The organism is Paraflavitalea soli, from assembly GCF_003555545.1.
Classification (GTDB): Bacteria; Bacteroidota; Bacteroidia; order Chitinophagales; family Chitinophagaceae; genus Paraflavitalea; species Paraflavitalea soli.
Genome location: NZ_CP032157.1, coordinates 7693059 through 7717501, shown reverse-complemented (window position 1 = coordinate 7717501; position 24443 = coordinate 7693059). Strand labels below are relative to the sequence as shown.

The 24443-nt window shown below is 49.5% G+C and carries 19 protein-coding genes; 6 read left to right on the top strand and 13 right to left on the bottom strand.

All coding sequences use genetic code 11. From position 1 onward, the window contains the following. Nucleotides 1–64: 64 nt before the first annotated feature. Complete coding sequence (lpxD, locus tag D3H65_RS29720) at nucleotides 65–1105, top strand: UDP-3-O-(3-hydroxymyristoyl)glucosamine N-acyltransferase (protein ID WP_119053789.1); 1041 nt, start codon at nucleotides 65–67, stop codon at nucleotides 1103–1105. A 252-nt stretch (nucleotides 1106–1357) separates the two neighbouring features. Here lpxD and D3H65_RS29715 read toward each other — a convergent pair whose 3' ends face one another. The 4 genes from D3H65_RS29715 to mgrA form a co-directional block, all read right to left on the bottom strand. Continuing rightward, nucleotides 1358–2170 carry a TerC family protein gene (locus D3H65_RS29715; protein ID WP_119053788.1) on the bottom strand — a complete coding sequence of 271 codons (813 nt, stop codon included), beginning with the start codon at nucleotides 2168–2170 and terminating at the stop codon, nucleotides 1358–1360. 12 nt (nucleotides 2171–2182) lie between these two features. Beyond that, nucleotides 2183–2842: a DedA family protein gene (locus D3H65_RS29710; RefSeq protein WP_119053787.1), complete on the bottom strand. Its 660-nt coding sequence runs from the start codon at nucleotides 2840–2842 to the stop codon at nucleotides 2183–2185. A 147-nt stretch (nucleotides 2843–2989) separates the two neighbouring features. Next, nucleotides 2990–3391, bottom strand: a complete 402-nt coding sequence (locus D3H65_RS29705) for a hypothetical protein (RefSeq protein WP_119053786.1) — start codon at nucleotides 3389–3391, stop codon at nucleotides 2990–2992. Between the two features lie 122 nt (nucleotides 3392–3513). Further along, nucleotides 3514–4503, bottom strand: a complete 990-nt coding sequence (gene mgrA, locus D3H65_RS29700) for an L-glyceraldehyde 3-phosphate reductase (protein WP_119053785.1) — start codon at nucleotides 4501–4503, stop codon at nucleotides 3514–3516. Nucleotides 4504–4831: 328 nt separating this feature from the next. Here mgrA and D3H65_RS29690 point away from each other — a divergent pair, with 328 nt between their 5' ends. Together D3H65_RS29690 and D3H65_RS29685 are read left to right on the top strand one after the other, a co-directional pair. After that, on the top strand, nucleotides 4832–5293 hold the full coding sequence (locus D3H65_RS29690) for a hypothetical protein (protein ID WP_119053783.1): 462 nt from the start codon (nucleotides 4832–4834) through the stop codon (nucleotides 5291–5293). A 33-nt stretch (nucleotides 5294–5326) separates the two neighbouring features. Continuing rightward, on the top strand, nucleotides 5327–9157 hold the full coding sequence (locus D3H65_RS29685; RefSeq protein WP_119053782.1) for a tetratricopeptide repeat protein: 3831 nt from the start codon (nucleotides 5327–5329) through the stop codon (nucleotides 9155–9157). Between the two features lie 64 nt (nucleotides 9158–9221). Here the strand turns inward: D3H65_RS29685 and D3H65_RS29680 are convergent, their stop codons facing one another. The 5 genes from D3H65_RS29680 to D3H65_RS29660 form a co-directional block, all read right to left on the bottom strand. Beyond that, nucleotides 9222–10481: a peroxiredoxin family protein gene (locus D3H65_RS29680; RefSeq protein ID WP_119053781.1), complete on the bottom strand. Its 1260-nt coding sequence runs from the start codon at nucleotides 10479–10481 to the stop codon at nucleotides 9222–9224. 151 nt (nucleotides 10482–10632) lie between these two features. Further along, the gene (locus D3H65_RS29675) at nucleotides 10633–12075 is read right to left on the bottom strand and encodes a SusD/RagB family nutrient-binding outer membrane lipoprotein (protein ID WP_119053780.1); all 1443 of its coding nucleotides are present in this window, start codon (nucleotides 12073–12075) and stop codon (nucleotides 10633–10635) included. Nucleotides 12076–12209: 134 nt separating this feature from the next. Continuing rightward, entirely contained in the window at nucleotides 12210–15392 is a 3183-nt protein-coding gene (locus D3H65_RS29670) for a SusC/RagA family TonB-linked outer membrane protein (protein WP_119053779.1), read from the bottom strand. Nucleotides 15393–15742: 350 nt separating this feature from the next. After that, nucleotides 15743–16234: a hypothetical protein gene (locus tag D3H65_RS29665; RefSeq protein WP_119053778.1), complete on the bottom strand. Its 492-nt coding sequence runs from the start codon at nucleotides 16232–16234 to the stop codon at nucleotides 15743–15745. After that, nucleotides 16231–16728: a hypothetical protein gene (locus D3H65_RS29660; RefSeq protein WP_119053777.1), complete on the bottom strand. Its 498-nt coding sequence runs from the start codon at nucleotides 16726–16728 to the stop codon at nucleotides 16231–16233. Before D3H65_RS29660 ends, D3H65_RS29665 begins: the two co-directional genes overlap by 4 nt. 339 nt (nucleotides 16729–17067) lie before the next feature. Between D3H65_RS29660 and D3H65_RS29650 the strand changes: the two genes are divergently transcribed. Next, on the top strand, nucleotides 17068–17862 hold the full coding sequence (locus D3H65_RS29650; protein ID WP_119053775.1) for a hypothetical protein: 795 nt from the start codon (nucleotides 17068–17070) through the stop codon (nucleotides 17860–17862). On the opposite strand, the gene D3H65_RS29645 is transcribed toward D3H65_RS29650, so the two are convergent. Both D3H65_RS29645 and D3H65_RS29640 read right to left on the bottom strand, forming a co-directional pair. Next, nucleotides 17859–19139: a flavin monoamine oxidase family protein gene (locus D3H65_RS29645; protein WP_119053774.1), complete on the bottom strand. Its 1281-nt coding sequence runs from the start codon at nucleotides 19137–19139 to the stop codon at nucleotides 17859–17861. The two genes, D3H65_RS29650 and D3H65_RS29645, sit on opposite strands and share 4 nt — an antisense overlap. Before the next feature lie 95 nt (nucleotides 19140–19234). Beyond that, on the bottom strand, nucleotides 19235–20032 hold the full coding sequence (locus D3H65_RS29640; RefSeq protein WP_119053773.1) for a phosphatidylinositol-specific phospholipase C/glycerophosphodiester phosphodiesterase family protein: 798 nt from the start codon (nucleotides 20030–20032) through the stop codon (nucleotides 19235–19237). Nucleotides 20033–20219: 187 nt separating this feature from the next. Here D3H65_RS29640 and D3H65_RS29635 point away from each other — a divergent pair, with 187 nt between their 5' ends. Both D3H65_RS29635 and D3H65_RS29630 read left to right on the top strand, forming a co-directional pair. After that, a complete protein-coding gene (locus D3H65_RS29635) occupies nucleotides 20220–21155 on the top strand; it encodes a DUF3078 domain-containing protein (protein WP_119053772.1) in 936 nt (311 codons plus the stop codon). Nucleotides 21156–21228: 73 nt separating this feature from the next. Continuing rightward, the gene (locus tag D3H65_RS29630) at nucleotides 21229–22200 is read left to right on the top strand and encodes a glycoside hydrolase family 43 protein (RefSeq protein ID WP_119053771.1); all 972 of its coding nucleotides are present in this window, start codon (nucleotides 21229–21231) and stop codon (nucleotides 22198–22200) included. A gap of 235 nt (nucleotides 22201–22435) precedes the next feature. On the opposite strand, the gene D3H65_RS29625 is transcribed toward D3H65_RS29630, so the two are convergent. Both D3H65_RS29625 and D3H65_RS29620 read right to left on the bottom strand, forming a co-directional pair. After that, nucleotides 22436–22939: a DUF4251 domain-containing protein gene (locus D3H65_RS29625; RefSeq protein ID WP_119053770.1), complete on the bottom strand. Its 504-nt coding sequence runs from the start codon at nucleotides 22937–22939 to the stop codon at nucleotides 22436–22438. A gap of 154 nt (nucleotides 22940–23093) precedes the next feature. Next, on the bottom strand, nucleotides 23094–24332 hold the full coding sequence (locus D3H65_RS29620; protein ID WP_119053769.1) for a DUF2264 domain-containing protein: 1239 nt from the start codon (nucleotides 24330–24332) through the stop codon (nucleotides 23094–23096). Nucleotides 24333–24443: the final 111 nt, after the last annotated feature.

Below are 24443 nucleotides of genomic sequence, written 5' to 3'. Positions count from 1 at the left end.
AATTAATCGCCTATCTTTAGCGGAGTACCTCCCTATTCATCCTTAACACCACAAAACATACTACATGCAATTTACCGCGCAGCAAATAGCCGACCTTTTACAAGGGCAGATAGAAGGTGACGGCACGGTACTGATCAGCAAACTGGCCAAGATAGAAGAAGGTGAAACCGGCTCGATCTCGTTTCTGGCGAACCCACTGTACACGCCTTATCTCTACAAGACGAAGGCCTCGCTGGTGATCATCAACAAGGATTTTGAGCTGACGGCGCCGGTGACCACTACACTGCTGCGAGTAGAAAGCGCGGCCAATGCTTTTACGCAATTGCTGGAAATGTACAACCAGGTGAAGCTGAACAAAAAAGGCATTTCGAAGATGGCTTTTATTGCAGAAAGCGCCACGGTTGGAAAAGATATTTATGCCGGTGAATTTGCCTTTATTGGTGAAAACGCCAAAATAGGCAATAATGTAAAAATATATCCGCAGGCCTATGTAGGGGACAATGTGGTGATCGGCGACAATACGACCTTGTTTGCCGGTGTAAAGATCTATTCAGAAACGGTGATCGGCAAAAACTGCATTATCCATTCCGGTACGGTGATCGGTAGTGACGGCTTCCGCTTCAACCCGGAAAATGACCACAAGAAAGTGCCACAGATCGGCAATGTGATTATCGAAGATGATGTGGAGATCGGCGCCAACTGCGCCATCGACCGCGCCACGCTGGGCTCAACGATCCTGCGCAAGGGGGTTAAATTTGATAACCTCATCCATATAGCGCACAATGTGGAAGTGGGCGAGAACACGTACTTCGCTGCGCATGGTGTAGTAGCAGGATCGACGAAGATTGGCAAGAACTGTATGTTCAGCGGCCAGGTAGGCATTGTAGGCCACCTGCAGGTAGCGGACAATACGATCATCACAGCACAATCGGGTATATCGAAGAGCATTACCAAACCTGGTGAAACATATATGGGATCGCCGGCCTTTGATGCAAATAAATACCGGAAGGCCTTTATTCATTTCCGCAACCTGGACGCGCTGGTGCAACGGGTGAATGCGCTGGAGAGGCAGTTGAAGGAGGCGGACGTGAATCGTAAATCGTAAATCGGCAATCGGCAGTCGGCAATCCTTTGCTTCGAAAGCGGCAGTCGTTTGCTTCGATAGCAGATTTCTCACTCCGCTTCGCTGCGTTCGAAATGACAAAGAAGGAGGGATACGCTACATTTGAAATGAACAACCTTGGAGGAATACGCTTCGTTTGAAATGAACAAAAAAGGGAGATCCGAAATGATAAAAATAGTTAGCGTTACAACAGCCAACTCCCTTAACAGAGGAGTTGGCTGTTTTTATTAGGGCCTATTCAGCAGGATCGTTGGTAGTTGGTTTTTCCCCGTCGTTCAGTTGAATGTTCTTTTGTTTACCACGCAATTTGATGTTGAGCATTTCCACACCCAATGAGAAAGCCAGGCAGGAGTAAATAATACTCTTGCTGACCTCCTGGTGGAAACCACTGGCCACCAGCACTACACCTATTACCACGAGGAAAGACAAAGCCAGCATCTGCAGGGAAGGGTGTTTGTTGATGATGCGGGTAACGGGGCCCGCAAACAACATCATAACCCCAATGGACACTACAACGGCAATGATCATAATGATCACATTCTCTACGAGACCCACGGCTGTAAGGATTGAATCGAAGGAAAACACGGCATCTACCAGGATGATCTGTCCCAGTACGGCACCCACGGAGATGGCCGCTTTTTTGCCGGCGGCTTTGTGGGTGTCTTCATCTTCTTTCTTCACCAGTTTATGGTGTATCTCCAGGGTACTTTTTATGATGAGGAAAATACCGCCTGCTATGAGGATGAGGTCTTTCCAGCTAAGCCCGATGGGGCCGTCGGTAAGGCCTTTTACATGGGGTAAGGTAAACACGGCTTCTTTGAGGCCGATGATCCAGTTGATGGACAACAGGAGAAGCACCCTAAACAGCATGGCCAACAACAGGCCTGTATTGCGGGCCTTACGCTGCTGTGCGGCGGGCAGTTTGCCTGCCACGATGGAGATGAAAATGATGTTGTCGATACCCAGTACAATTTCCAGGAAACAGAGGGTTAAGAGGCTTATCCAGACGGCCGGATCAGCAAAGTCGGGCATCATAAAATTGTTCATGTTGTTATTGGTTTATTGACCGGCCGGGAGGGGTTCTTTTTTCTTTCTGGCGGTGATCATTTTAATGAGTACAGGGGCGGTAGTAATAATTACAATGCCGATAATGACCTTATCGAGGTTGTTCTTTACCCAGGCATTGTCGCCGAGCAGGAATCCTGCGGTTACAATGCTACCGGCCCAGGCGCAGGCGCCCAGGATATTATACAGGGTAAATTTCCTGGGTTCCATATGGACCATACCGGCTACAATGGGAGCAAAGGTACGGACGACGGGCAGGAAGCGGGCGATCATGATGGCTCCCCCACCCTTTTTCTCATAAAAAGCCTGTGCCTGGACGAGGTATCTCTTTTTGAACAGCCAGCTGTCTTTCCGATTCATCAACAGGGCGCCGGACCGCTTGCCGAACCAATACCCCACATAATTGCCAATAATGGCGGCTATGGAGATCAGCAGCACCCAATAAAGCAAATGCCATACGGGGGCTGTACCGGGCACGATGGTATGGGCGATGATCATACCGGTGATGAACAGTAAAGAATCGCCCGGAAGAAAGAAGCCTGCAAACAAGCCTGTCTCTGCAAATACGATAAACACTACAATATACAGGCCACCATGGGCCATGATCCAATCGGGATTGGTGAGGTTGTGAAACAGTTCGAGCAATGCGGACATAGTATTACTAATTTGATTGATCCAATATGGGTTGAAGGACAGTCCGGAAGTCCGAAAGTCGGGAAGTCCGGAAGACGGAAGTCCGTTAAACCCAAAGACAGCAAGCCGTGATGGGCGTCAATGGGCGAATTCGTATGAGATGAGGTATCAGAATAACGTATACCGGAAGAGGAAGGTATAATAGGCAGGACGGATAACAGTAGCCAGACCAGCTATGGAAAGATGGTCATTATCGCCGGTCCCAGTGGACCTGTGCGCTGCGAAGGGATTGGGTGAAGATTTCTTTATGCACTTGACCTTGATCTGCTTGCGGGCGGTGAGGTGCAGGTCGTTGTTGGGATCGGCGCCATTGTGCGACAGGGCCAGCTGATCGGTGGCATCGGTGCTGTGGTGCAGCCAATCTGTGTGATCGATATCCTGTGGCTGGGGAAGGTTTACCGAAGTGAAACTACAGAACAGGACAAACAGTAGCGCCAGCGTGCATAGTTGGGTGCGTACGGAGCTGTATTTCCAGTTCAGGTATATCTTATGGATGATGCTTTGTTTCATAATTCCCGGCGCCGCGAAAATAGGGCAAAAAGGGTTTTGAAACTGTTAAAGTGGGGTACGAAAAAGAGAGGCCTATCAAATGACAGGCCCTATGATGCAATGACAGTCTTGTGGTCAATAGCCTATTTCAATATCTTTTCAATCTTCTCCAGCTCATCGCTGGTGAATGCTTTGCTCTTGAGGCACTGTAAAGAATCGGATAATTGTTCCGGGCTGCTGGCGCCGATGAGTACGGAGGTGATGCGCTGGTCTTTGAGCAACCAGGCGAGGGCCATCTGGGCCAGGGACTGACCACGCTGCACGGCTATTTCATTCAACTGTTGTATTTGTTGTACACGCGCCGGGGTTACTTCTTCCTCTTTCAAAAAGCCATGGGCTTTGGCAGCGCGGGAACCAGCGGGAATACCTTTGAGGTATTTGTTGGTGAGCAGGCCCTGGGCCAATGGAGAGAAAGGAATACATCCTACGCCCTCTTCTTCGAGCACATCGAGTAAACCCTCTTCCACCCAACGCACAAACATGGAATACTTGGGCTGGTGAATGAGACAAGGAGTGCCTAATTGGCGGAGTATCTGAATGGCTTTACGCGCTTCCTCGGCAGGGTAATTGGAGATACCGGCATAGAGGGCCTTGCCCTGGCGCACGATGAGGTCGAGGGCGGCCATGGTCTCTTCGAGTGGTGTATTGGGATCGGGGCGGTGGTGGTAGAAGATATCTACATAATCGAGTCCCATGCGCTTGAGACTCTGGTCGAGGCTGGCCACAAGGTATTTTTTGGAACCCCAATCGCCATAGGGGCCTTCCCACATGGTATAACCAGCTTTGGAAGAAATGATGAGCTCATCGCGGTAGCCGGCAAAATCTTCTTTGAGGATCTTACCAAAATTCTCTTCGGCACTACCGGGAGGCGGGCCATAATTATTGGCCAGGTCGAAATGGGTGATGCCGTTATCAAAAGCGAGGCGTAATATTTTACGGGAGTTTTCGAGCACATCCACATGACCGAAATTGTGCCAAAGGCCCAGGGAAATGGCAGGCAACTGGATACCACTTTTACCGCAGCGGCGGTATTGCATGGTGCTGTATCTATCGGAAGCAGGCTGATAATTCATGGTTCCAAAGATAATGGCTGCCCCACCATTTTACAAGGATTAACAATTATTTCCTATCTTATACCGCTGGTTGCACCAGCCGGTCAACGCTATAGCTATGGATGAAAAGATTGAACTTACGATTACCTGTCCCTGTATTCACGCGAGAACTTTTCCGTATGAGCTGAAAGTATCGACGGGAAAGAAGCCTGCACAGGCAAGGGTGCAAATTGATTGTCCTTTTGGGCATGAAAAATCCTGCCTTAAACGTGTTACGATCGAACTACCATCGGGCATTGAACCGGACGCGGACGAACATATATTAAGGGGCGGCTAAACCATCACCACCATGAGCAACGAACAAGCAGGTACAGCACCAATCCAAATACAGGCCACACCTGCCAGGCCTACCGACAGCAGCTGGATAGACTACCAGCAAAAGGAAAAACAGGAAAGCATTAAAAGGCTGGAAGAAACAGCTAAATATTTATCGGGGCTCTCTTCGTTGAGTCTCTCGATCATTGTAGCAGTAAATGGTGAGGCATTGCGGCAAACGATGCGTTCAGCGCCCCGTTACCTCGAAATTGGTTCCTCGCTGAAGAATGGTGTGGTATGCTGGCTGCTTTCGATCCTGCTTACGCTGGCAGTGGTATTCCCCTTCCGCTATAAATACGTAGAGAACAGCGCTGACTCGATCAGGCAAATGAATAATAAGATCGGCCAGGTGAAATTCTGGTTATTGGTATTGGGTGCGCTGCTGTATATTATTGGCATCAGCCGGGTAACTTATCTCTACCTGTTCATCTCCTAAAGGATGGTATGCCACCAGATTTACTGATCGCCTATGCATCATCACGCACTTGTTTTTTCATCAACAGAAGCGGCCACACTCCGTGAGGCCTATGCCAGGCTACTGCACAAAATAGAGCAGGGTAAGCAATTGCACCCGCAATACCTGGCGCAGCTGCAGGAAATTATGCGGGGCTTGCTGTATGAGCAAAAAAAATTAACCTCGTTTTGGAAACAGGTGCGGAGGCATCCAAAGGCAGCTTATCATTTACATCTTACACACAAAGACAAATCGCTGCTGAACCTGCCCTGGCAAATGGCTATCGACCAGGAAACATTTCCCTTTGTGTATGTGTCGAAGGGGGCACCGGTAGAAAAAGCACTGCCTGTATACCAGCCGCAGGCAGGGCCGTTGAAAATACTGGTGATGATCTCTTCTCCGGTCAATACGGAAATAGACGAGCGCCTCAGCTACGAGGAAGAAGAAGAGGCCATTCTACACGCGCTGGAGCCTTTACGGGAAAAAGGGCAGGTACAGGTGCAGTTTACAGCCAATGGCAGTCTGCATTGCCTGGAACAACAGCTGGCATTACAACATTATCATGTGCTTTACTTCAGCGGCCATGGGATATATAAGTACCAGACAGGTTACCTGCAGCTGGAAAATAAAAAGACGCAAAAGGCAGAACTGGTAAGCGCCAGCGAACTGGCAAAAAGTCTTTCCAAAAAAAGAAAACACCTGCCGGCACTGGTGATACTGGCCAGCTGTCAAACGGCCCAGGGCAAACCGGACCAAGGCTTTCGTGGTGTAGCGGATGAGCTGATCGCCGCGGGTGTACCGGCAGTGATCGCTATGGCCTTCAGCATTACGGACCATTATGCCACGGTATTTGCGGCACAGCTGTACCAACAGCTGGCCTGGCAGAAGGCGCTGCTGCCTGCCTATGGCGCAGCACTAAAAGCTACGCAACAGGAAGAAACGAAGCGAATAGAGCAGCGCGGACAATATTATGCGCCTACGCAATGGCTGATACCACAATTGTATTATCACCAACAGGTGGATCATATTGTAGATTGGCAGGCATCACGGAAGGCAGACAAAGATGTTGTCACCCCGGCGCCGAAGAAGCATGGCTCTCTGACAGACCACAACTGGAACTACCGCTTTATTGGACGGCGGGCAGAAAGCGCTCACCTGTTGGCGCACCTGCACCAGCAAGGGCCTGTGCTGATACGCGGACTGGGGGGCACGGGCAAAACAGCACTGGCGGAACACCTGACCACCAGACTGATAGCCTATGATAGCACTTATCATGTTTTTGCATTTGATCTGCCCGACACGACGCTCACTACGATCAGGAAGGAACTGGAGGGGTATCTGAAAAAGCACACCGGAGCAAGGAGCAAAACAAGAGCTCCGCAATCTTATAAAGATCCGCTACAGCAACTGGACTGGCTGGTGCAAGCAGTGAGTAAGCTGTGTAAGCCGGTATGGATATTTGATGGTATAGATGGTTGTCAGCAGTCGATCGGGGGACCTTTACAGGTGGACTGGCTGTCCTGGCTGACGTTTACGCAGCAATACCTGCTGCATAAAACGGCGGTGATCTTTACGGGCAGGTATGCGGTTCCGGAGCTATCGGGTGTTGCGGGTATTGTACTGAACCAGGTATCGCTCCCGGATTTTTACCGGAAATGCCAGCAGTTTAGTTTCCGGCACCTGCCGCTGAAATATCCCGGCAGTACACTGATGCAAATAGCGGAATTGCTGTACAATGCGATGGGCGGGCATTACCAGGCACTGGTATGCTTTGACCAACTGTACCGGGCCCAGCCTAAACAAACAGAACAGCTGCTGGAAGAGATACGGCTGGCGGGCAATACGGAAGCAGGCTACCAATTGCGCCATCGGATAACGGTGCAGGTGCAGGCGATGCTGGATATGGAGGGCAAGCAACCTTTGTTTAGTCACCTGCCGGATCTGCTGAATGAGGAGGAAATGAAAATCCTTGTATTGATGGGCAATTTCCGGCTACCGGTAATGGTCACAGCACTGGACAGGCAGGACGGCCAAAAGAACCGGCTGCCGGTGCTGCGACGATTAAGGGACCTGGGGCTGATCGAAGAGAAGAGTCCGCAAAACGGACAGCCCTATAAAATAGGCGTTTTCTTTTTCGCCACGACACTGATCAGGGAATGGCTGGAGCATGAAGGGCTTACACCAGGCGGGTTGTTCTCGCATGAGAAAGCGGGTGATTACTGGTACTATATGAGCCGCCGAGTGACGCTGCGGCATTCGGACAGTACAGAAGCGTTCCGGCATTTTATGCTGGCGGAACATGGGAAAAAAGTGAATAAGGTGGGAGCCATGCTGAGCACGGAATATTACCGGGTATCGAAGTACGAGGAAGCGATGCACTATGCGATGGAGACTTACGGGGTAGCGGGTGAGCAAACGGACCCGGACGTATTGAATAACCTGGGACTGATGTTCAGGTTCTATGGCCATCTTCCTCAAGCCGAAGAGTTTCTTGAAAAGTTTTACGAGGCCGCACAGAAAAAGGGTGACCGGGAAAAGGAAGGGCATGCGCTGAATAACCTGGCTAATGTATTGAATGAACGTGGTCAACCTAATAATGCCACCGGGCTGCTGCAGGAAAGTATTGAAATAGCCAGGTCATTGGGAGATAAAGAAAGCGAAGCAGGCAGGCTCAATACGCTGGGACTGATCAAGGATGAACAAGGTCAGCCTCGAAAAGCAAAGGCGTTGTACCTGCAAAGCCTGCGCATACGACAGGCATTGGGCAATCCCTATGGGGAAGCTAAAACGCTATTGAACCTGGTGCATATTTATCTTATAGAAGATAAACAACAGCAGGCCATAGAAACGCTTCACTTTTGCCTGCAGGCATTCCACGAAGCGGAGGACAAACTGGCTGAAGGAAGGGTACTGCATACGTTGGGCACGGTGTATTGTGACCAGGGTGATCATGATAAAGGCATGGATTACCTGAATAAAGCGCTGACACACCACCGATCAATCGGGCATACGCCTGGTGAAGCGGATAGCTACCACAATATTGCCCTGATCCATATGGAGGCAGGCCGCTTTACTGCAGCGTTGGCGTCATTGGAAAAAAGCCTGTCGTTGTACCAATCGCTGAAGAACCGTCTACGCGAAGGGGTCACTTATAATTGCCTGAGCATCTTATACCGGGAAAAGGGGGATTATAAAAAGGCCATCACGATGGCAGAGCATGGGCGGACGCTCTTCATGCTGAAGATGCACATGCAGGGGGATAGTGCCTGCTCGTATAACCTGGGCATGGCTTACCGGGCGCTGAAAAAAAGGGACCTGAGCAAAGAATACTTCAAACAAAGTATGGATTCGCTGGTCATGTCGGAAGATCCGCAGCATAAAGAGATGATGAAGGCCATCCGGCAAATACTGGTACCAACCCAAAAGAAGGGGCCTGGGCTTATCACCCTGATGGATCATATGAGGGCTATGCGAGACAGTGGTAACCGGATCGGAGAAGCGGCCACTGCATATGAAGCAGCTATGTTATTTGTAGCCTTAAAGAGCTGGAAATTCTTCTGGGAATTTGCGCTGGAATGCTACCGCATTTATTCAACGACGGATGACGCGCATGGTATTTTCCTATCGACCAGGAGCCTGGGATTTGCCTTGTATATACAGGTAGATCCGGATGAACGGAAAAAGGGGTTGGTGCTACTGCAACATTGTCTCCAGGCAGGCCGGAAGGCGGGCTATGCGGGCACGGAGGATCTTGCTGCCTTTATCAATAAATATGAGGGAAGCAACAGTGGCTGGTCGATTAAGAATCTACCGCATAGAATGGGTGGATTAAAGGTACAAAGGTGAGCCGCCTTTGGAAGGCGACCCACCTTTTAGAAGACTTCGACAGGCTCAGCCTGACAGACCATGGTTATTTTTCGGCGAGCAGGGAAGTGATCAACTCTTCAAACTCTTTTTTGAATGCTTCGTAGTGCTGACCGGTAGCAGGACCATCATAACCGGTATGGATCTTGCGCACATTGCCTTTCTTATCAATAAAGATAGTTGTCGGAAATCCCTGCAGGGGCTCAATCTGGGGCAGGGTCTTTTCGGTGCGTTTGGGATCTGATACGGCCGCGGTAGTTACCAGGAAGGGATAGTTGACGCCCAGGCGCTTTTGGAAGGTAGCGAGTGATTGCTTAGACCTTTCAAAATCGGTGGTACGCTCATAAGCGAGACCGACTATTTCTACACCACGTTGTTTATTCTTCTTGTAATAATCCACCAGGAATTTGGTCTCATCCATACAATTGGGACACCAGGAACCCAGTATCTGGACCACCACCACTTTGTTCTTGTAACGCGCATCATTGATGGAAACTTTCTTTCCATCGGTGGCAGGGAAGCTAAAATTCAATTTGCTTTCACCGGGTCTAAGTTTCACGGCATCAAAACCATCGGGTAGTTTGGCTTTGGGGTCTTTGTGGGCCACCCATTTTTCAGTACCGGAAGCGCCAGCATAAAAAACGGCCTGGGTGATGGTGCTGTCGTTATCGAGCTTTGCGGTAAAGAGGTATACATGGCTGCCATCAAAAGCTGACAGCTTCAACGTATCGGCGGCAATGGCTCCTTCGAGGTAGCGGTAATCGCCAGTGGGTGTAAGGAAGGTGCCGGTTACTTTTCCATTGGCTGCCTGGACAAACTCTCCCACGGCCAGGGTTTCGTCTTTGCCCTCTCCAAACCTGGCGGCCCAGCGGCCAGACACATTGTAGGCGGGCCTGGCAGTAACGGGATAACGTTCTTTATTGCCAGGCAAGGCATAAAAGGGTATTTCGGAGCGGCGGTCACCGCTGATCTTAATGAACTTGCCTTCGAGGCTTCCATTGGGTTTGATGACGGTGGCAAAATGGGCATCGTAGAAAGGCATGGTGATCCACAGGGAATCGCCCTGCTGCCGGATATCATCTACCAGCATACGCTCGGAAGCATTGAGCACATATAAAACGGGTTTGCCATGGGGAGATGCCACCTCGAAGTTGAAAACGATCTGTTGACCGTCGGTACGCTGGATGACGGCTTTATAGATACCGGGACGGAGTTCGGCCTTTGCATGGGTAGCAGCACTGCTGATGATGACCAGGCTGCTTACCAGTAAGAGACTTAACAAGACTTTTTTTACGACTATACGCATGGAGCGAATTTATTGCATTTTGGTTAAAGTATCTCGTGGAAGGGTGAGCCGCCCGGAAGGGCGACCCACCCTTTAGACGGCTTCGACAGCGCTTCGACAAGCTCAGGATGACATTGCTCAGCCCCGCTAAGGCGGGGTAAACTCTGACAGGCTAGTACTGATCGAACCACAATTTGGTCAATAAATTATCGGGGCCCTGGTTGGTAATCGCATTTTCGTAGCTGGTAGCATTGAGGGCCTGTTCGGAACCGGGGTAAATGAACCGCACGGGTATTTTACCATCGAGGGTACCTGCTGCGCCAGCTGTCAACTGTGGATAATCCAACCTTCTCCACTCGGCAAATGCTTCGAGACCCTGGCCAAATAAAGCGATCCATTTCTGCTCACCAATGGACTTCTTAAAATTGGCTGCATTGAATTTAACGGTCGCCTGGGCTGTATAATTATTGATCACGGTAAGGTCGGTGATCGCATATTGATTGAAAGATGCTTTAATGGCCTGGTTGTACAGGTCTTCGGCATTTTCTGTGGTGAATCCCCTGGCGGCTGCTTCAGCACGGCCAAACAATACTTCTGCATAGGTCAGGATCACGGCCGGCGCGGTAGCGGTTGAAAAATAAGAACCTGGTTTGGATGTCTTTGCAAAACCAAGGTTATTAGCATCGCTGTTGGTCAACCCGCTGGGAACACCTACGTAGGTAGTAACAGTTGCGTCGGTGGGTTTGTTTGCAAAGATGGGCAGGCGGGGATCATTGAGGGCATAGAGTTTGTCGACCAGGGTTTTACCTATACGATAATCATCTCTTGTGTCGAACCAGGCAGCCACGGGGTTTTGCTGCGGCGGCGTGGTATAGGTAAAACGGGCTGTCTCATCGACGCTGCTGATCAATCCACCTGCATCATTTAACACTTCATTAATGACCTGCTTTGCTTTTTCGGACTCGCGGTCGGCAATACGCAGGGCGATGCGCAGGCGCAGGGCGTTGGCAAATTTCTTCCAGCGGGCAGTGTTACCGCCGTAGATGATGTCGCCGGCAATAGGTGCGCTGGTACCGGTAGTGAGTGAGGCACCGGCTGTTTTTAGTTCATCCAATAATCCGAAGTATACTTCTTTTTGTGTATTGTATTTGGGGGTGAGGTACTGGCGGATATCACCTGCTTCTTTGTACGGAATATCACCATAATTATCGGTGAGGAGGCTGAATACCCAGGAACGGAGGATGAGGGCTACGCCTTTGTAATTGGCGTTGGCTTTCTCAGCCGGCAGCTGCAAAATGGTGTTGAGGTTGGTAATGCTTTGGGCATAACCAGTGCCCCACAGGGAAGTGAAACTGCTATTGGAGAAGATATACCTGTCGGGCTCGGTATATTGGATCTTGGCCCAATGCTGGATGATGAGCAGGGTGGAATTGAAATTATTGGCGTCACCCCAGTAGAGATCGGACGTAATCTTCTCTGTGGCGGTGAGCAGGTAATCGGGCTGTGGATTTTCTGCTGCGTTGGGATTCTTGTTGATCTCTGCAAGGTCTTTTTTGCAGGAAATGGTGGCGAGGGAAAGACCTGCGATCAACCATTGGTATATATGCTTAGTCATGATCGTTCGATTTAAAAGTTCACATTACTTAATTAAGAGGCTTCGACAAGCTCAGCCTGACAAACGACAAGCTCAGCCTGACAAACCCGGCGCCAGGGTGAGCCGCCCCGGAAGGGCGACCCACCCTGAGCTATTTAAAATTTAACATTGATGTTGAAGCCATAGCTGCGGGTAGTGGGCAAGGTAAGGTCTTCCAGGCCCTGCGCATTGCCATTGGTAAAAGCTGTTTCGGGATCGATATTGGGAACATCTTTGTGGATGATCCACAGGTTGCGACCTACCAGGCTAACGGTAGCGCCGGTGAGGCCCAGTTTCCTGATCCAGCCCAGCGGCAGGGTGTAGCCAAACTTCAGTTCCCTGAACTTTACATAAGAAGCGCTGTACACAAACTCTTCCTCAATGTTACGCGCCGCCTTGTAGTATTGTGAAGCCGGGATAATGACTGCATTGGCATTACCAGCTGTATTGACACCTTTGAAGATCATGCCATCTTCATACACGACTTCGCCTGATGGCGGGGTAGCGCCTTTGGCGAGGCCCACAGTACCTTTGGACTTGTCGTTGCCGGGATAATAATAGTACAGTCCGCCATGGTCAGCATCGCGGCCGGGCAAGGTCATTTCCAGTACACCGGTATAGCTGCCGGTAGAGTTGGTACCTGCAAACAAGGAACCGCCAATGCTGGCATCAATGAGGAAGGAAAGGTTGAATTGCTTATAAGAGAAACTGTTGTTGATACCTCCTATCCAATCGGGGGTATATTTGCCCAATACTTTTTTGGAAGGGCTGGCCAGGGGAATACCGCTGTTGTTGACCACAATATTGCCTTTGTCATCGCGCTGGTAAGCATTGCCAAACAAGGTACCATAGGCTTTGCCCACAGAAGCCAGTACCTGGATATTCCTATAGGAACCGAGCACATAGTTTTGCAGGTTGCCTTCATTGTCCAGGCGCTCCAGTTTACTTTTATTGGCGGCATAGTTGAGGTCGATGTCCCACCGGAAATCTTTCACTTTCACAGGGGTCAATCCCAATTGTACTTCAATACCCTTGTTGTTGATCTTACCGGCATTGAGCAGTTTTTGTGTATAACCAGTGGTAGGGCTTACATCTACTTTCAGTATCTGGTCAATGCTATTGGTATTGTACAGGCTCAGGTCCAATCTTATGCGGCTGTTGAGAAAAGCTGCTTCTACACCTACTTCAGTAGAATTGGTACTTTCTGATCTGAGGTTGGGATTGAGATCAACGCCCGATGTATTCAACTGGGGATTGCCATTGAAGGGGGCATTGAAATTATAGGTATTGATCAACTGGTATGGATCGGCATCGGCGCCCACTTTGGACCATCCGCCGCGCACTTTCAGGAAGCTGAGCACATTGCTTTTGATATCGAGGGCATCGGAGAGCACCACACTGGCATTGACGGATGGATAAAAATAGGACAGGTTTTGCTGGGGTAAGGTAGAAGACCAGTCGTTGCGTGCGGTGACATTCACAAATGCATAGTTCTTATAACCCAGCTGTGCGGAAGCAAAGCTGCTCCAGGTGCGCAGTTTGGAATAGTAGTTGGAAGAGATGAGGGGATCGCGGGAATTGGTGAGGGTGTACACATTGGCTACGGCCAGCCTGGGGGCCTGCTGATCATTCTCTTCATAGGTCTTGGTACGTACGTTGCCACCGGCAATGATATCGAGGCTAAAATCACTGCTGATGTTCTTATTGTAACGCAGGGTGGCTTCGGTATTGTTTTCGGTAACGATGTAATTGGTCTCCTGGTAAGAACCGAATGGGGTGCCATTGGTACCGTAGGCTATTTTGGACTTGCGCTTATCATTGTAGTAATCACTACCGGTTCTGAAGTTGAAGGACAGGCCATCTATGATCTGGTAAGAGAGGTTGAGGTTGCCGATGAAACGGTTGCGCCGCTGGCTGACAGTATTTTCATAGGCCACCCAGAAAGGATTGCTGTAATAGCTGTTGTTCCAGTTGAAGGTATTACCGGCTGCATCCTTGTAATCACGCAGCTGATTGATATCTACCTGCCGGCCAAACCAGGTAAACTGGAGCATGGTGCTGGTGGCACGACGGCCTCCTGCGCCGGGCAGGTTGGGGGCATCATTGACTATATAGTTGGCGCCCACGCCTACTTTCAATTTGGGAGTAACATCGAAAGAGCCATTGAAGGATAAGTTGTTCTTACCTGCTTCGCTGTTGGGAACGATGCCCCACTGTTTTTCGTTGTTGTAAGAGATGCGGTAACTATATTTATCACCGGCGCCATCGAGAGCGATGCTGTTGCTGAGCAATACGCCTGTTTTGAAATAGTCTTTTACATTATTGGGATGGGCCACAAAGGGTACAGGCACGCCTTTGGAATAGAATTGGGGAATGAGCCGGCCATCCAGTTTGGGGCCCCAGCTTTCATCCACGCCGTCATTGATACCACCGCCTTTACCATCTACATAACTGAACTTGCCTTCAGCGCCCTGGCCAAATACATTCTGGTAATCGGGTAATATATTGACGCTGGAAAAGGTAGTGTTGGAGTTGAGGGTAACTCCGATACCATTTCTGCTCTTACCTGTTTTTGTTTTGATGAGGATGACACCATGAGCGGCGCGGGAGCCATACAAGGCTGCGGCATTGGGGCCTTTCAGTACGCTGATGGTCTCAATGTCTTCGGAGTTGAGGTCGGCTATGGCATTGCGGTAGTCGCGTGAGCCGCCGGCTCCCAACTGGGAGTTGTCGACGGGTATACCATCTACGATAAACAATGGCTGGTTGTTACCGGCGATGGAGGTTTCGCCCCTGATGACAATGCGGGATGAACCCATATCGCCTTGTGTGTTGGTGATGCGTACGCCTGCTACTTTACCGGCGAGTGCATTGACAATATTGGCTTCTTTGGCTTCGGATATATCCTTTGCTTTCAATTCCTGTGTGGCATACCCCAGGGATTTCTTTTGTTTGGAAACACCCAGGGCGGTCACGACCACGGCGTCGAGTGCATTATCGGAAGGGGTCAGTTTTACCAACACTCCCTCTCCATCCTGTATGCTATCGGCTGCTATTTGCAATGTTGCATAGCCCACATAAGAAAATGTGAGGATGGCCTTGCCAGTAATGCCGATGGTAAAGCTGCCTTTGGCATCGGTGGTGCTGCTGCCGGCAGCGCTGCCAGCCTGGATGGTAACGCCCGGCAGGGGCAGGTTGTTGGATCTATCCAATACAGTGCCCTGTACGATGCGTGTTTGCGCGGCCAGGGATGCCGGCAATACAATAATAATAGCCCATAAGGCAATGATCCTGTTCATTGTAACTTAAGATTGAATGTTAGGTATATGACAATATGATAGCTATGCTATCCATTGGATAGGCATGCGATAAAGCTGTACATCAATGGGTTAATTTCAGCAACAACAACGGGCGATACTGTAAGACGGGATATGCGTTTGAAAGCGCAGCTTCAAACGAAGGGGAGTTGGTGTAAGTGTAGTCATTTGTCTCATGGTATAGCTTTTTGTGACTGTTGGCTGGCAAGCGTGAACGATAACTGAGCAAAGATACTGGCAGCTGGTATTATCGCCAAATAATTCCTACTATTCTAGTAGGGTATTAAAAACCAGCATTTTCTGCAAGGCTTGATAGCTTGGGATGGGATATGTTATTTACCTGCTTTTTGTACCTGCTCGTGTTGTTGTAATTGCTTTACCTGGTTGCGTGCATCGTAGAACTTGATAATGTAGTAGATGAGGAAAGCGAGGAATATTTTTGACAGGATGAAAAGTACAAGAAAGGCTATACGCCAGTATTTGTGAACTTTGATGTGGCTGGTAGTAATTTCATAAGCAGGGATGTAGTTTGTATTACCATGAGCGTTGACGTTACGTTCGATCGGTGGTGGTATGCTATCGCCCCGTTTGAGGATGGGTAACCCATGTAAGAAATCCTGGAACTGCTGGCGGGTTTCGGGCGGCGGCGGGATTGACTGGCTGGCTGCAAATTGCTCCACCTGGCGTTCCACCCTGGCGAGGGCCTGTTGTAAATCAGGAGATACCAGCAGCAGGCGTTCGAACGCCTCTTTTTCTGCAGGCGCCAACACCCCAAACACGTAAGCTTCTACGCTGCCACTGTCTATGTATTCCTGTAGGTTCACTGAAGGTTCTTTTGCATGATGAGGAGGCTCTCCTTCAGAAGCCTGCTGATATCCTGCACATTTTTTTGTAGTTGGTTGGCCAATTCTTCTTTTTCTCTTCCCTGGAGGAATATTTCGCTGAACACGAGGCGTTGTTCCTCTGATGCCTCCTGGAGCAGGGAAAGGTAATAAGCATTCTTAGGCTGCCCATTGGCCGGCGGATGACCATTGGAAGGGCCTGACTGTTTCTTTTTGTATTCCAGGATCACTTTCCTGGCTTCCACCTGCATCCAGCAATAGACAGAGAGGGTAGAATTACAGGCTTCCTGCAAACGGGAGGCTAAGGCACCAAAGACAAGTACCAATACTTTCTCCGCTTCTTTCTTATCGGGGATGAACTGTAACACATAGCCATATAACATGGAGCTATAATTGTTATACAGAAAGTCAACAGCAGGTTCAACGCCTGTATTGAGTTTGGATTTAAGCGTCTCTTTAATAATGAGGGTTTCCAAATTGTAAAATGGTTTTCACAACAACTAATTTCATAGGTCGCTCCGCTTGTTGAAAATAAGTAATATTAGTTAACCTGATCAAAAAATAATCCATTAAATGCCGCTTTAAAGGCTATAATTATGCCCCACATTGCAAAAAGGGTGAATATACCTGTTCGTACCTGTCTAAATACCCGTTTCGGGCCAAGTATATAGTGGTTTTCCTTAGTAGGGACGGACATCCTGACCGGGCATTCAGCCAGTTCATCCATCAATAATGTCATTTTGTAGTGTTGCCTGGAAAGCTGAACAGGCAGTCCGGTAATTTTAGGTCTATAACACACTTAATTGTATAGCAACATGAAAAAGATTACCCGTATTTGGATGGTATGCCTGCTGGCATTGAGCGCGGTGGCATTTACCGTTGTAAAAAACATTTTTGATCAGCTGGACATTGCGGAGGAGGAAGCACGTGAATACATCTTTGACAATTTTAAGAGCAGCAATCTCTCCTTTCCCTCTTCTGCTGTGATTAAAAACCTGGCGCTGGGCAAAAGGGCAGGAGCGGTAAAGGAATTGGGGGATTATATCCGGAAGTATACCAATTCACCGGAGTTTGCCGCCGAATACAAGACGGTACGTGAGGGTGCCCGGCCTAAGAACCCTGCTGATAAGGAAGCAAAATTAAAGGCGCGGATAGAAGGGCTAAAACATGATATAGAAACGACGGAGAAGGATATGAAGGGGGTAACGGGTGATATGAAAAAGCTGTATGAGTCGACGCTGCAAATGCAAAAAACAGAACTGAAAGCCTTGCAGGATCCCAAAGACCCAAACCACAAGATGTACCTGATGGACCTGTCGGAGGGTGGTGAAGAAGGGGAGAAAAACTATAAAGAGGACCTGAAGTATTTTGAGCAGGAGTATCCTGCGCAGGTGAAGGACCTGGTTAAAAGAAGGTTACAGGAATTCCTTACGCTGACAGCGGATATCAATTTTGATGCGAAACTGGTAGACCGGGATGGGCGTAAGCGTTTTGCGGACCCTAAACTGGAAGCGAAAGACGAAAGCTGGAAACGCTGTTTCCGCAGTGGCCGGGAAACGATCGCGGCCGCCCGTAGTTATGCCCAGCAGTGGCTGAAGGAGTTGAATTAACGAGGTAAAACAGCGATCAGCTTCGCTGCCGCCTCTTTGCCGCTTACAAGGGCAGCTTCTACGGTACCGGGGTGAGGGCCTTCATAGAGGGCTTCGCCCGCAAGAAACAAGGTGTTTGACACAGGTTGTTGTAAAACCTGGCGGGCTGCCCGGGAAGGCAGCATATCATAAGAATAAGCGCCCTGGGCAAATGGATCGGCCCCCCAGTCGGTAATCTGTGAAGCCACCAGTTGCTGCTCAAGGAAGATAAGCGGCAAACCAAATATGCCTGCCAGGGAATAAAGGGCATATTGCAGCATTTTTTCGGGTGGAGTTTGGGTGAAGGAAGCGGCCTGGGGGCCATTGATCCAACCTGTGAGGAAAGGGGCGGGATGCGGGAGTTGTGTCCACCAGGTAGGAAATATCTCTTCACTGAACAGGAACCCCAGCTCCTTTTCATATTCCTGCCAGAAAGGCTGTTTAAATTCCAGGCTGATCTTGATGACGGCGCTGAACCCGATCTGACGGAAGGCGGTGAACTGCTGTTCGATAGCCGGGGTAAATCCGATACTGGCCTGGCCAGCAGGCTGCTGCCACACGCCGAGGGGAATGGTAATAATGACCTTACTGGCCTGGAAGGATTGTCCATCCCGGGAAATGGCCTCTACCCCACTCTCCTGCCAGCGAATATGTTTTATTGTAGTATTGAAGTGCAATAAACAGCGCTGCCTGATGCATTGTGCTATGAGGTAATCGGTAAGGCGCTCATACCCACCGGTGATATGGTATTGTTCTTCCTCTTCTTTTTCCCATTCGCTGCGCAAGGAGAGCACACTGGCTTTGTTGATATCGGCGCCATCATATCCTTCGGCAAAGCGCTGTACGGAACGCCGCAGCTCTTCATAGCGGTGTTCGGTGAAATGGGTGTCGAGGAATTCGCGCACGGTCATATCCTGTTGCAATGCCTGTAAGTGCTCCATGAGGGTATCCCATCCGTCTACAAAATGATCCTGCCGGTGCCAGCGTCCTTTGCGTACTTCAATCATACGGCCTTCCACGGGGGTATAGGCGATACCGGCTTCCTGTAATAACTGCAGGGTGAGGGGCAATTTTCCATGCACAAATTCGGCACCGGCTTCGACAGGCACGCTAAAAGCGGTGGGATGGAGGGTATGCATACGGCCACCGGCCCGGTTGCGTGCCTCGAGGATAGTAACAGGATGGCCATGGGCCGATAATTCGCGGGCAGCCATCAACCCGGCTGCACCTGCACCAATGATCAGAACAGATGAAGACATGAAATGAAGTTAATAACTAAACTTAACTAAATGGACATGCTGCAAAACTGCGGCCACTGGTGTGTTATTGCTTACCTGGCCGTGGCCGGAACTCCCTATGCTTTATCGTTGCGATAGCTGTTCTTCTGTAGTTTTTTGAGGAAAGCGCCCAGTTCACGGGTACGGTCGGTATTGAGGTAATCCACCTTTAGCTTCATCAACTGGTACCAGGCATTGGTATTATCGGGAGAGGCCCAAAAGCGAACGGGTTTGCCCAGGGCATGCGCGCCGGCGATCAGCTTTTGCAGGCTGTCCTGCTCTTTGGCGATGAGGCGGCCTTTGCCATTCCAGGTGGAATGTTTGGTAAAGCTGGCACTCAACAGGGCAATTTTTGACAGGGTGGCAGGGGTATAGGATTCACCGAGATTTCCATCAAACCAAATAAAGGCGGGGTATTGGTTCCAGGCGGCGGGATCGGGGCGACTGCCGGAGATCACGAACCTGATCTGTGTACAATTGGTAAGGGCGGGATATCGCTGCAGGACAGCCACCACTTTGGCGAGGGTGGGAACGCCATCTGTTTTGAGGTCGATGAGCAGTTGTAAGGATTTATTGTGATCTACATAAGGAAAGCCTTTATGCAGGTTTACTTCCTGGTTGAGGGGCTGCAGGTACAATTGTTCAAAGCTGGGACTGACGCCCGGTGTTGCGCTATCGTGGGCCACCCATAAGGTATCATTGATGAGGTGAAGATCGGCTTCCACGGAACCAAACCCTTCGTTGTAGGCTGCGCGAAAAGGGACAGGCTTTTCATAATCGTTGTGGGAATGGGCATTGGCCGTCGTATACACGGTAGGTTGGGCAACGGCCATCAAGGTATAACAACCAACCAAAGAGAGCAAGAGTTTTTTCATACCAGTAAGTTAAAGGATCGGCGCAAGATACTACCACCTGCCAGGGTATAATGAGGGTTGGAATTAATAAATTATTACTAAACCGGTTTCGAAGGCAAGCTGCGAGCTATGAGCTACGAGCAGAAAACTGGTAAGCTAATTTGGCAGCTTTTTTGTGGGAGGAGGTCTTTTTTCCAAAACCATTGACATGAAATATGTATTCCTGCTGCTCACCCTATGCAGCCTGCGCCTATCTGCACAAGACAAAACTGTTCAAGGCCTACGAAGTGAATCCAGCCGTACCATTAGCAAAAACACGTCTGATACCAGCAAGCGCGCCTGGAAAACAGGGGGCACTTTCAACCTGAATGTGAACCAGGGAGCATTGAGCAACTGGGCAGCAGGGGGTGACAAATTCTCGCTGTCACTGACATCTTTGCTGAACTTATATGCGCATTATAAACAAGGCCGTCATTCCTGGGATAATAGTCTGGACCTCGCTTATGGTATGGTGAATACCACGAGCCTGGGACAACGGAAGTCGGATGACCGGATAGACTTTGTATCGAAATATGGCTATGAGCTGGATAATAAGAAATGGTACCTGAGTACGCTGCTGAACTTCAGGAGCCAGTTTGCCAAAGGGTATGCCTACCCTACCGATTCCACCAAGGTACTTACCTCCAATGTCATGTCGCCAGCCTATATAGTCTTATCGTTAGGTATGGACTATAAACCGGTAGAGGGGTTTTCGCTGTTCCTTTCGCCGATCACGGCCAGGTGGGTCATTGTACAAAATGATTCATTGGCGGCTGTGGGGGCTTTTGGGGTAGATAGCGGTAAGAATGTAAAAATGGAAGTGGGTGCTTATGCTTCGGTGAACTGGAGTAAGAATCTTACGCCTACTACTTCCTATAAAACGAGGCTGGAGCTGTTTTCCAACTACCGGCATGACCCGTTTAATATAGACATATTCTGGACGAATATAGTAGCGGTGAAGGTGACCAAGCTGATCAATATGAACCTTTCTGTTGATCTGATCTACGACAATGATGTAAAGACGGTGAAGGCGGATGGCACGGCCGGCGGGGCTACGGCGCAGATCAAAGAGTTGCTGGGCGTGGGTTTCGTCTATAAATTTTAAAGCGGTCTTAACCAACTAATGCTGTTTATCTACCTGCCGGGTGGTATATTGCAGACTTATCAATTTTATGCACATGAGATATTTGTTGTTGGCCGGATTGATGGGCCTTGGTTTGATAGCGGGAGCGCAGACGAAAAAAACATCCGGCAACCCCCTATTTGAAGGCTGGTATGCCGACCCCGAAGGAGTTATCTTCAATAAGGAATATTGGGTATATCCTACTTATTCAGACAAGTATGAAAAGCAGGTATTCCTGGATGCATTCTCCTCTGGGGATCTGCTGACCTGGCAAAAACATGCACGGATAGTGGATACGGCCGCGATCAAATGGGCCAATAAGGCGATGTGGGCGCCGGCCATTGTAGAGAAGGACAAAAAATACTACCTGTTCTTTTCCGCTAATGATATCCAGAACAACAATGAAGCCGGCGGGATTGGTGTGGCGGTGGCCGACCGGCCACAAGGTCCCTTTAAAGACCTGCTGGGCAAGCCATTGCTGGATAAATTTTACAATGGTGCTCAGCCAATCGATCAGTTTGTATTCAAAGACAAAGACGGGCAATACTATATGATCTATGGCGGCTGGCGGCATTGCAATATTGTAAAGTTGAAGAACGACTTTACGGGTTTTGTACCTTTTGCAGATGGCAGCACGTTCAAAGAGATCACGCCCAAAGGCTATGTGGAAGGCCCTTTCCTATTTATCCGGGATCAGAAATATTATTTCATGTGGTCGGAAGGCGGCTGGGGCGGCCCTAATTATAAAGTGGCTTATGCCATGTCGAACTCACCGTTTGGTCCTTTTGAAAGGATCGGTACGGTATTGCAGCAGGATTCAGCGGTAGCTACGGGCGCAGGGCATCATTCGGTGATCCAGGTACCCGGCAAGGATGACTGGTACATTGTGTATCACCGCAGGCCGCTGGGAGAAACGGCAGCTAATCACCGGGTGACCTGCATTGATAAAATGGTCTTTGACAAAGATGGGCTGATACAGCCTGTGAAGATCACGTTTGAAGGGGTGAAGAGGAATAAGCTGAAGTGAAGAATTTAGAATACAGAATTTAGAATACAGAATGGCTCCGCGATTTGAACGTACTGACTAAAGTTTCAGAATACAGGTGACACCTTCGTTTGCGACGCCTGGGAAAGGTGTCACCTGTTGTAACAACCTGAAATAACAAACCCGCAGGTGCTGCATTTGCATTACCTGCGGGTTTTGTATTTGATCGGTGGACTGCGCTTAAAGAATGCAGTATTGGGTCTCTACTCTCTGTATTCTACTTCCGCTCCACTACATATCCATTAAAGGATATCGGTGTGCGGTTGTTGCTGGTGACCTGTAAGGTAGCGGAGCCATTGTTGAAGATGGTGAGGAAGAACTGTTGTACATCACTCACATCAGCGGGCTTGATGGTTACCTGCCAGCCTTTCTTAATGGTTTCGAGTTTGTAATCAAATTTGGTTGAATTGAATTGTATGCCTCCTTTGGTGGGATCGATGGGCGCCGAAAAAGCGCGTCCGAAATAAGGCAGGTCAGCTATGATGGTGTCCTTGCCCACTTTCACGGTATACTCTGCTGTAAGTTGCACGGTACGACCGCGCATGGGATTGGCACTTTGTGGTTTAAATACATAGCGCTGGGCATCTATCAAGGCCTTGGTGGCTGCAGCCTGTTCAGCTTTCTTGTCGGCTTTCTCGTTTTGCGCCATCAGTGTAGCTGTGAGTACCAGTGTTGCCACCAATAACATAGCCAGCTTCCTTGTTAATTGCAGTGCTTTCATACCTGTTGTCATTTTTAAGCATGAATAATATATAGCAATTTACGCCGATATAAATTCATGCCAACATGGTAAGAGTTGGCGATTTTACATATTAACGAATCTTTCAAGCCAGGCTCCGCTTCTTATCAAAGTATTAACAGCGCTGATGCAACCATTACCTGACGTCCACGGCATGGTCGGCCGGCATGTCCTGTCCGCTCCACACTTTTACGGCAGTCCAGGGTGCTGCGGGAGCAGCCCAGAATTCATCGGTTTCGGGCAATCCGAGTGGTAAGAAGATGGTTGTGCAGAGGTATACACTGCCTGTATTGATATACCCTTCGGCGAGGCCGGGCTGGCTACCATACAAGCCTATGTTGAGCCAGCCATCTTTGGTAAAAGTAGAAGCGGGTTCAAAGGTTTTATTGATCACGGCAGTGAGGGCGCTTCTAACCTGTGCCGGCGTTATTTCCTGGGGCAATTGTTTTCTCCAGGCCATATCGGCCAGGTGGTGGAAAGCGCCGCCGCGGTAACAAATGGAACGACCGGTAACGGGGAAAGTGCCATCGGTATTGATGAGGCGCTCCTGGATCACTGCATACCGTTTGCTGATCTGCTCGAACTTAGGTGCATACCAATCATAAGCCCGGGGATTGCGTTTGCGCAATACTTCGAGGATATTGCCCAGGTAGGGCTGTATCACATAGCTGTTGTAATAATCCCAATGGAACTGGGGACCATCGCCATAAACCCCATCGCCCAGATACCAGTTGCCGGCAAATTCTCGGATACCATACTCAATGCGCACTCCATCATAGTCGACCCCATATTTACAGAAGAAGGCTTCTATCATTCCTGAAAAGAGGATCCAGTTGCTATAACCCGGTACAATAGAGCGGGTGGCTTTAAAAGCGGCTATTACATTGGCCTGTACTTTGGGATCGAGGTGTTCCCATAACCAGGGGCAACGTACGAGGCCCAGGGCCATGAAGGAAGCATCAACCAATGGCTGACCACCGGTGAAACGCATATAATCTTTGTCGGCGGTATCTACTGCATGGGCGATGGCTTTGAGGGTCCATTCGCGGTATTGATTGCGGAGGGCCTGTTCTTCAGCGGTACCGCCTTCGCCGTTGAGCCAGGGGGCGATGCCTGCGAGTACCCTTCCAAATGCTTCGAGGTAAGCTACCTGGGCGCGGTTGGCGGCGTTGTCGACCTTGGGTGATAAGATCACGGGCATGTTTTGCCGGAGGGTGCCTGCCGCGAGGTTGGACAATACAGGCCGGGCGAGTTTATCGAGGTGGGCCAGCCATTGTTTTCTATCGTTGACGGGCTGGCTATTTTTCTTTGGGGTTTGTGCCTGTACTGCTATTGCGCACACAATACAACAGATCGCCAGGATGGTTCTTTTCATATGGTTGATTTGTGAGGCGACAAGATACGAAGGAATGTGGGTTCAAACCAGCAAGGTAAATAATCAAGTGTTAAGAAGACTTTTTTTTAAGACAACCTGTATTTCCATTAA

Excerpts from the sequence above, each read along its gene's own strand:
- D3H65_RS29670 (WP_119053779.1), bottom strand. The coding sequence starts at position 15,392 with ATGAACAGGATCATTGCCTTATGGGCTATTATTATTGTATTGCCGGCA.
- D3H65_RS29630 (WP_119053771.1), top strand. The coding sequence starts at position 21,229 with ATGAGATATTTGTTGTTGGCCGGATTGATGGGCCTTGGTTTGATAGCG.
- D3H65_RS29705 (WP_119053786.1), bottom strand. The coding sequence starts at position 3,391 with ATGAAACAAAGCATCATCCATAAGATATACCTGAACTGGAAATACAGC.
- D3H65_RS29645 (WP_119053774.1), bottom strand. The coding sequence starts at position 19,139 with ATGTCTTCATCTGTTCTGATCATTGGTGCAGGTGCAGCCGGGTTGATG.
- D3H65_RS29690 (WP_119053783.1), top strand. The coding sequence starts at position 4,832 with ATGAGCAACGAACAAGCAGGTACAGCACCAATCCAAATACAGGCCACA.
- D3H65_RS29620 (WP_119053769.1), bottom strand. The coding sequence starts at position 24,332 with ATGAAAAGAACCATCCTGGCGATCTGTTGTATTGTGTGCGCAATAGCA.
- D3H65_RS29640 (WP_119053773.1), bottom strand. The coding sequence starts at position 20,032 with ATGAAAAAACTCTTGCTCTCTTTGGTTGGTTGTTATACCTTGATGGCC.
- D3H65_RS29685 (WP_119053782.1), top strand. The coding sequence starts at position 5,327 with ATGCATCATCACGCACTTGTTTTTTCATCAACAGAAGCGGCCACACTC.
- D3H65_RS29625 (WP_119053770.1), bottom strand. The coding sequence starts at position 22,939 with ATGAAAGCACTGCAATTAACAAGGAAGCTGGCTATGTTATTGGTGGCA.
- D3H65_RS29650 (WP_119053775.1), top strand. The coding sequence starts at position 17,068 with ATGAAAAAGATTACCCGTATTTGGATGGTATGCCTGCTGGCATTGAGC.
- mgrA (WP_119053785.1), bottom strand. The coding sequence starts at position 4,503 with ATGAATTATCAGCCTGCTTCCGATAGATACAGCACCATGCAATACCGC.
- D3H65_RS29710 (WP_119053787.1), bottom strand. The coding sequence starts at position 2,842 with ATGTCCGCATTGCTCGAACTGTTTCACAACCTCACCAATCCCGATTGG.
- D3H65_RS29680 (WP_119053781.1), bottom strand. The coding sequence starts at position 10,481 with ATGCGTATAGTCGTAAAAAAAGTCTTGTTAAGTCTCTTACTGGTAAGC.
- lpxD (WP_119053789.1), top strand. The coding sequence starts at position 65 with ATGCAATTTACCGCGCAGCAAATAGCCGACCTTTTACAAGGGCAGATA.
- D3H65_RS29715 (WP_119053788.1), bottom strand. The coding sequence starts at position 2,170 with ATGAACAATTTTATGATGCCCGACTTTGCTGATCCGGCCGTCTGGATA.
- D3H65_RS29635 (WP_119053772.1), top strand. The coding sequence starts at position 20,220 with ATGAAATATGTATTCCTGCTGCTCACCCTATGCAGCCTGCGCCTATCT.
- D3H65_RS29675 (WP_119053780.1), bottom strand. The coding sequence starts at position 12,075 with ATGACTAAGCATATATACCAATGGTTGATCGCAGGTCTTTCCCTCGCC.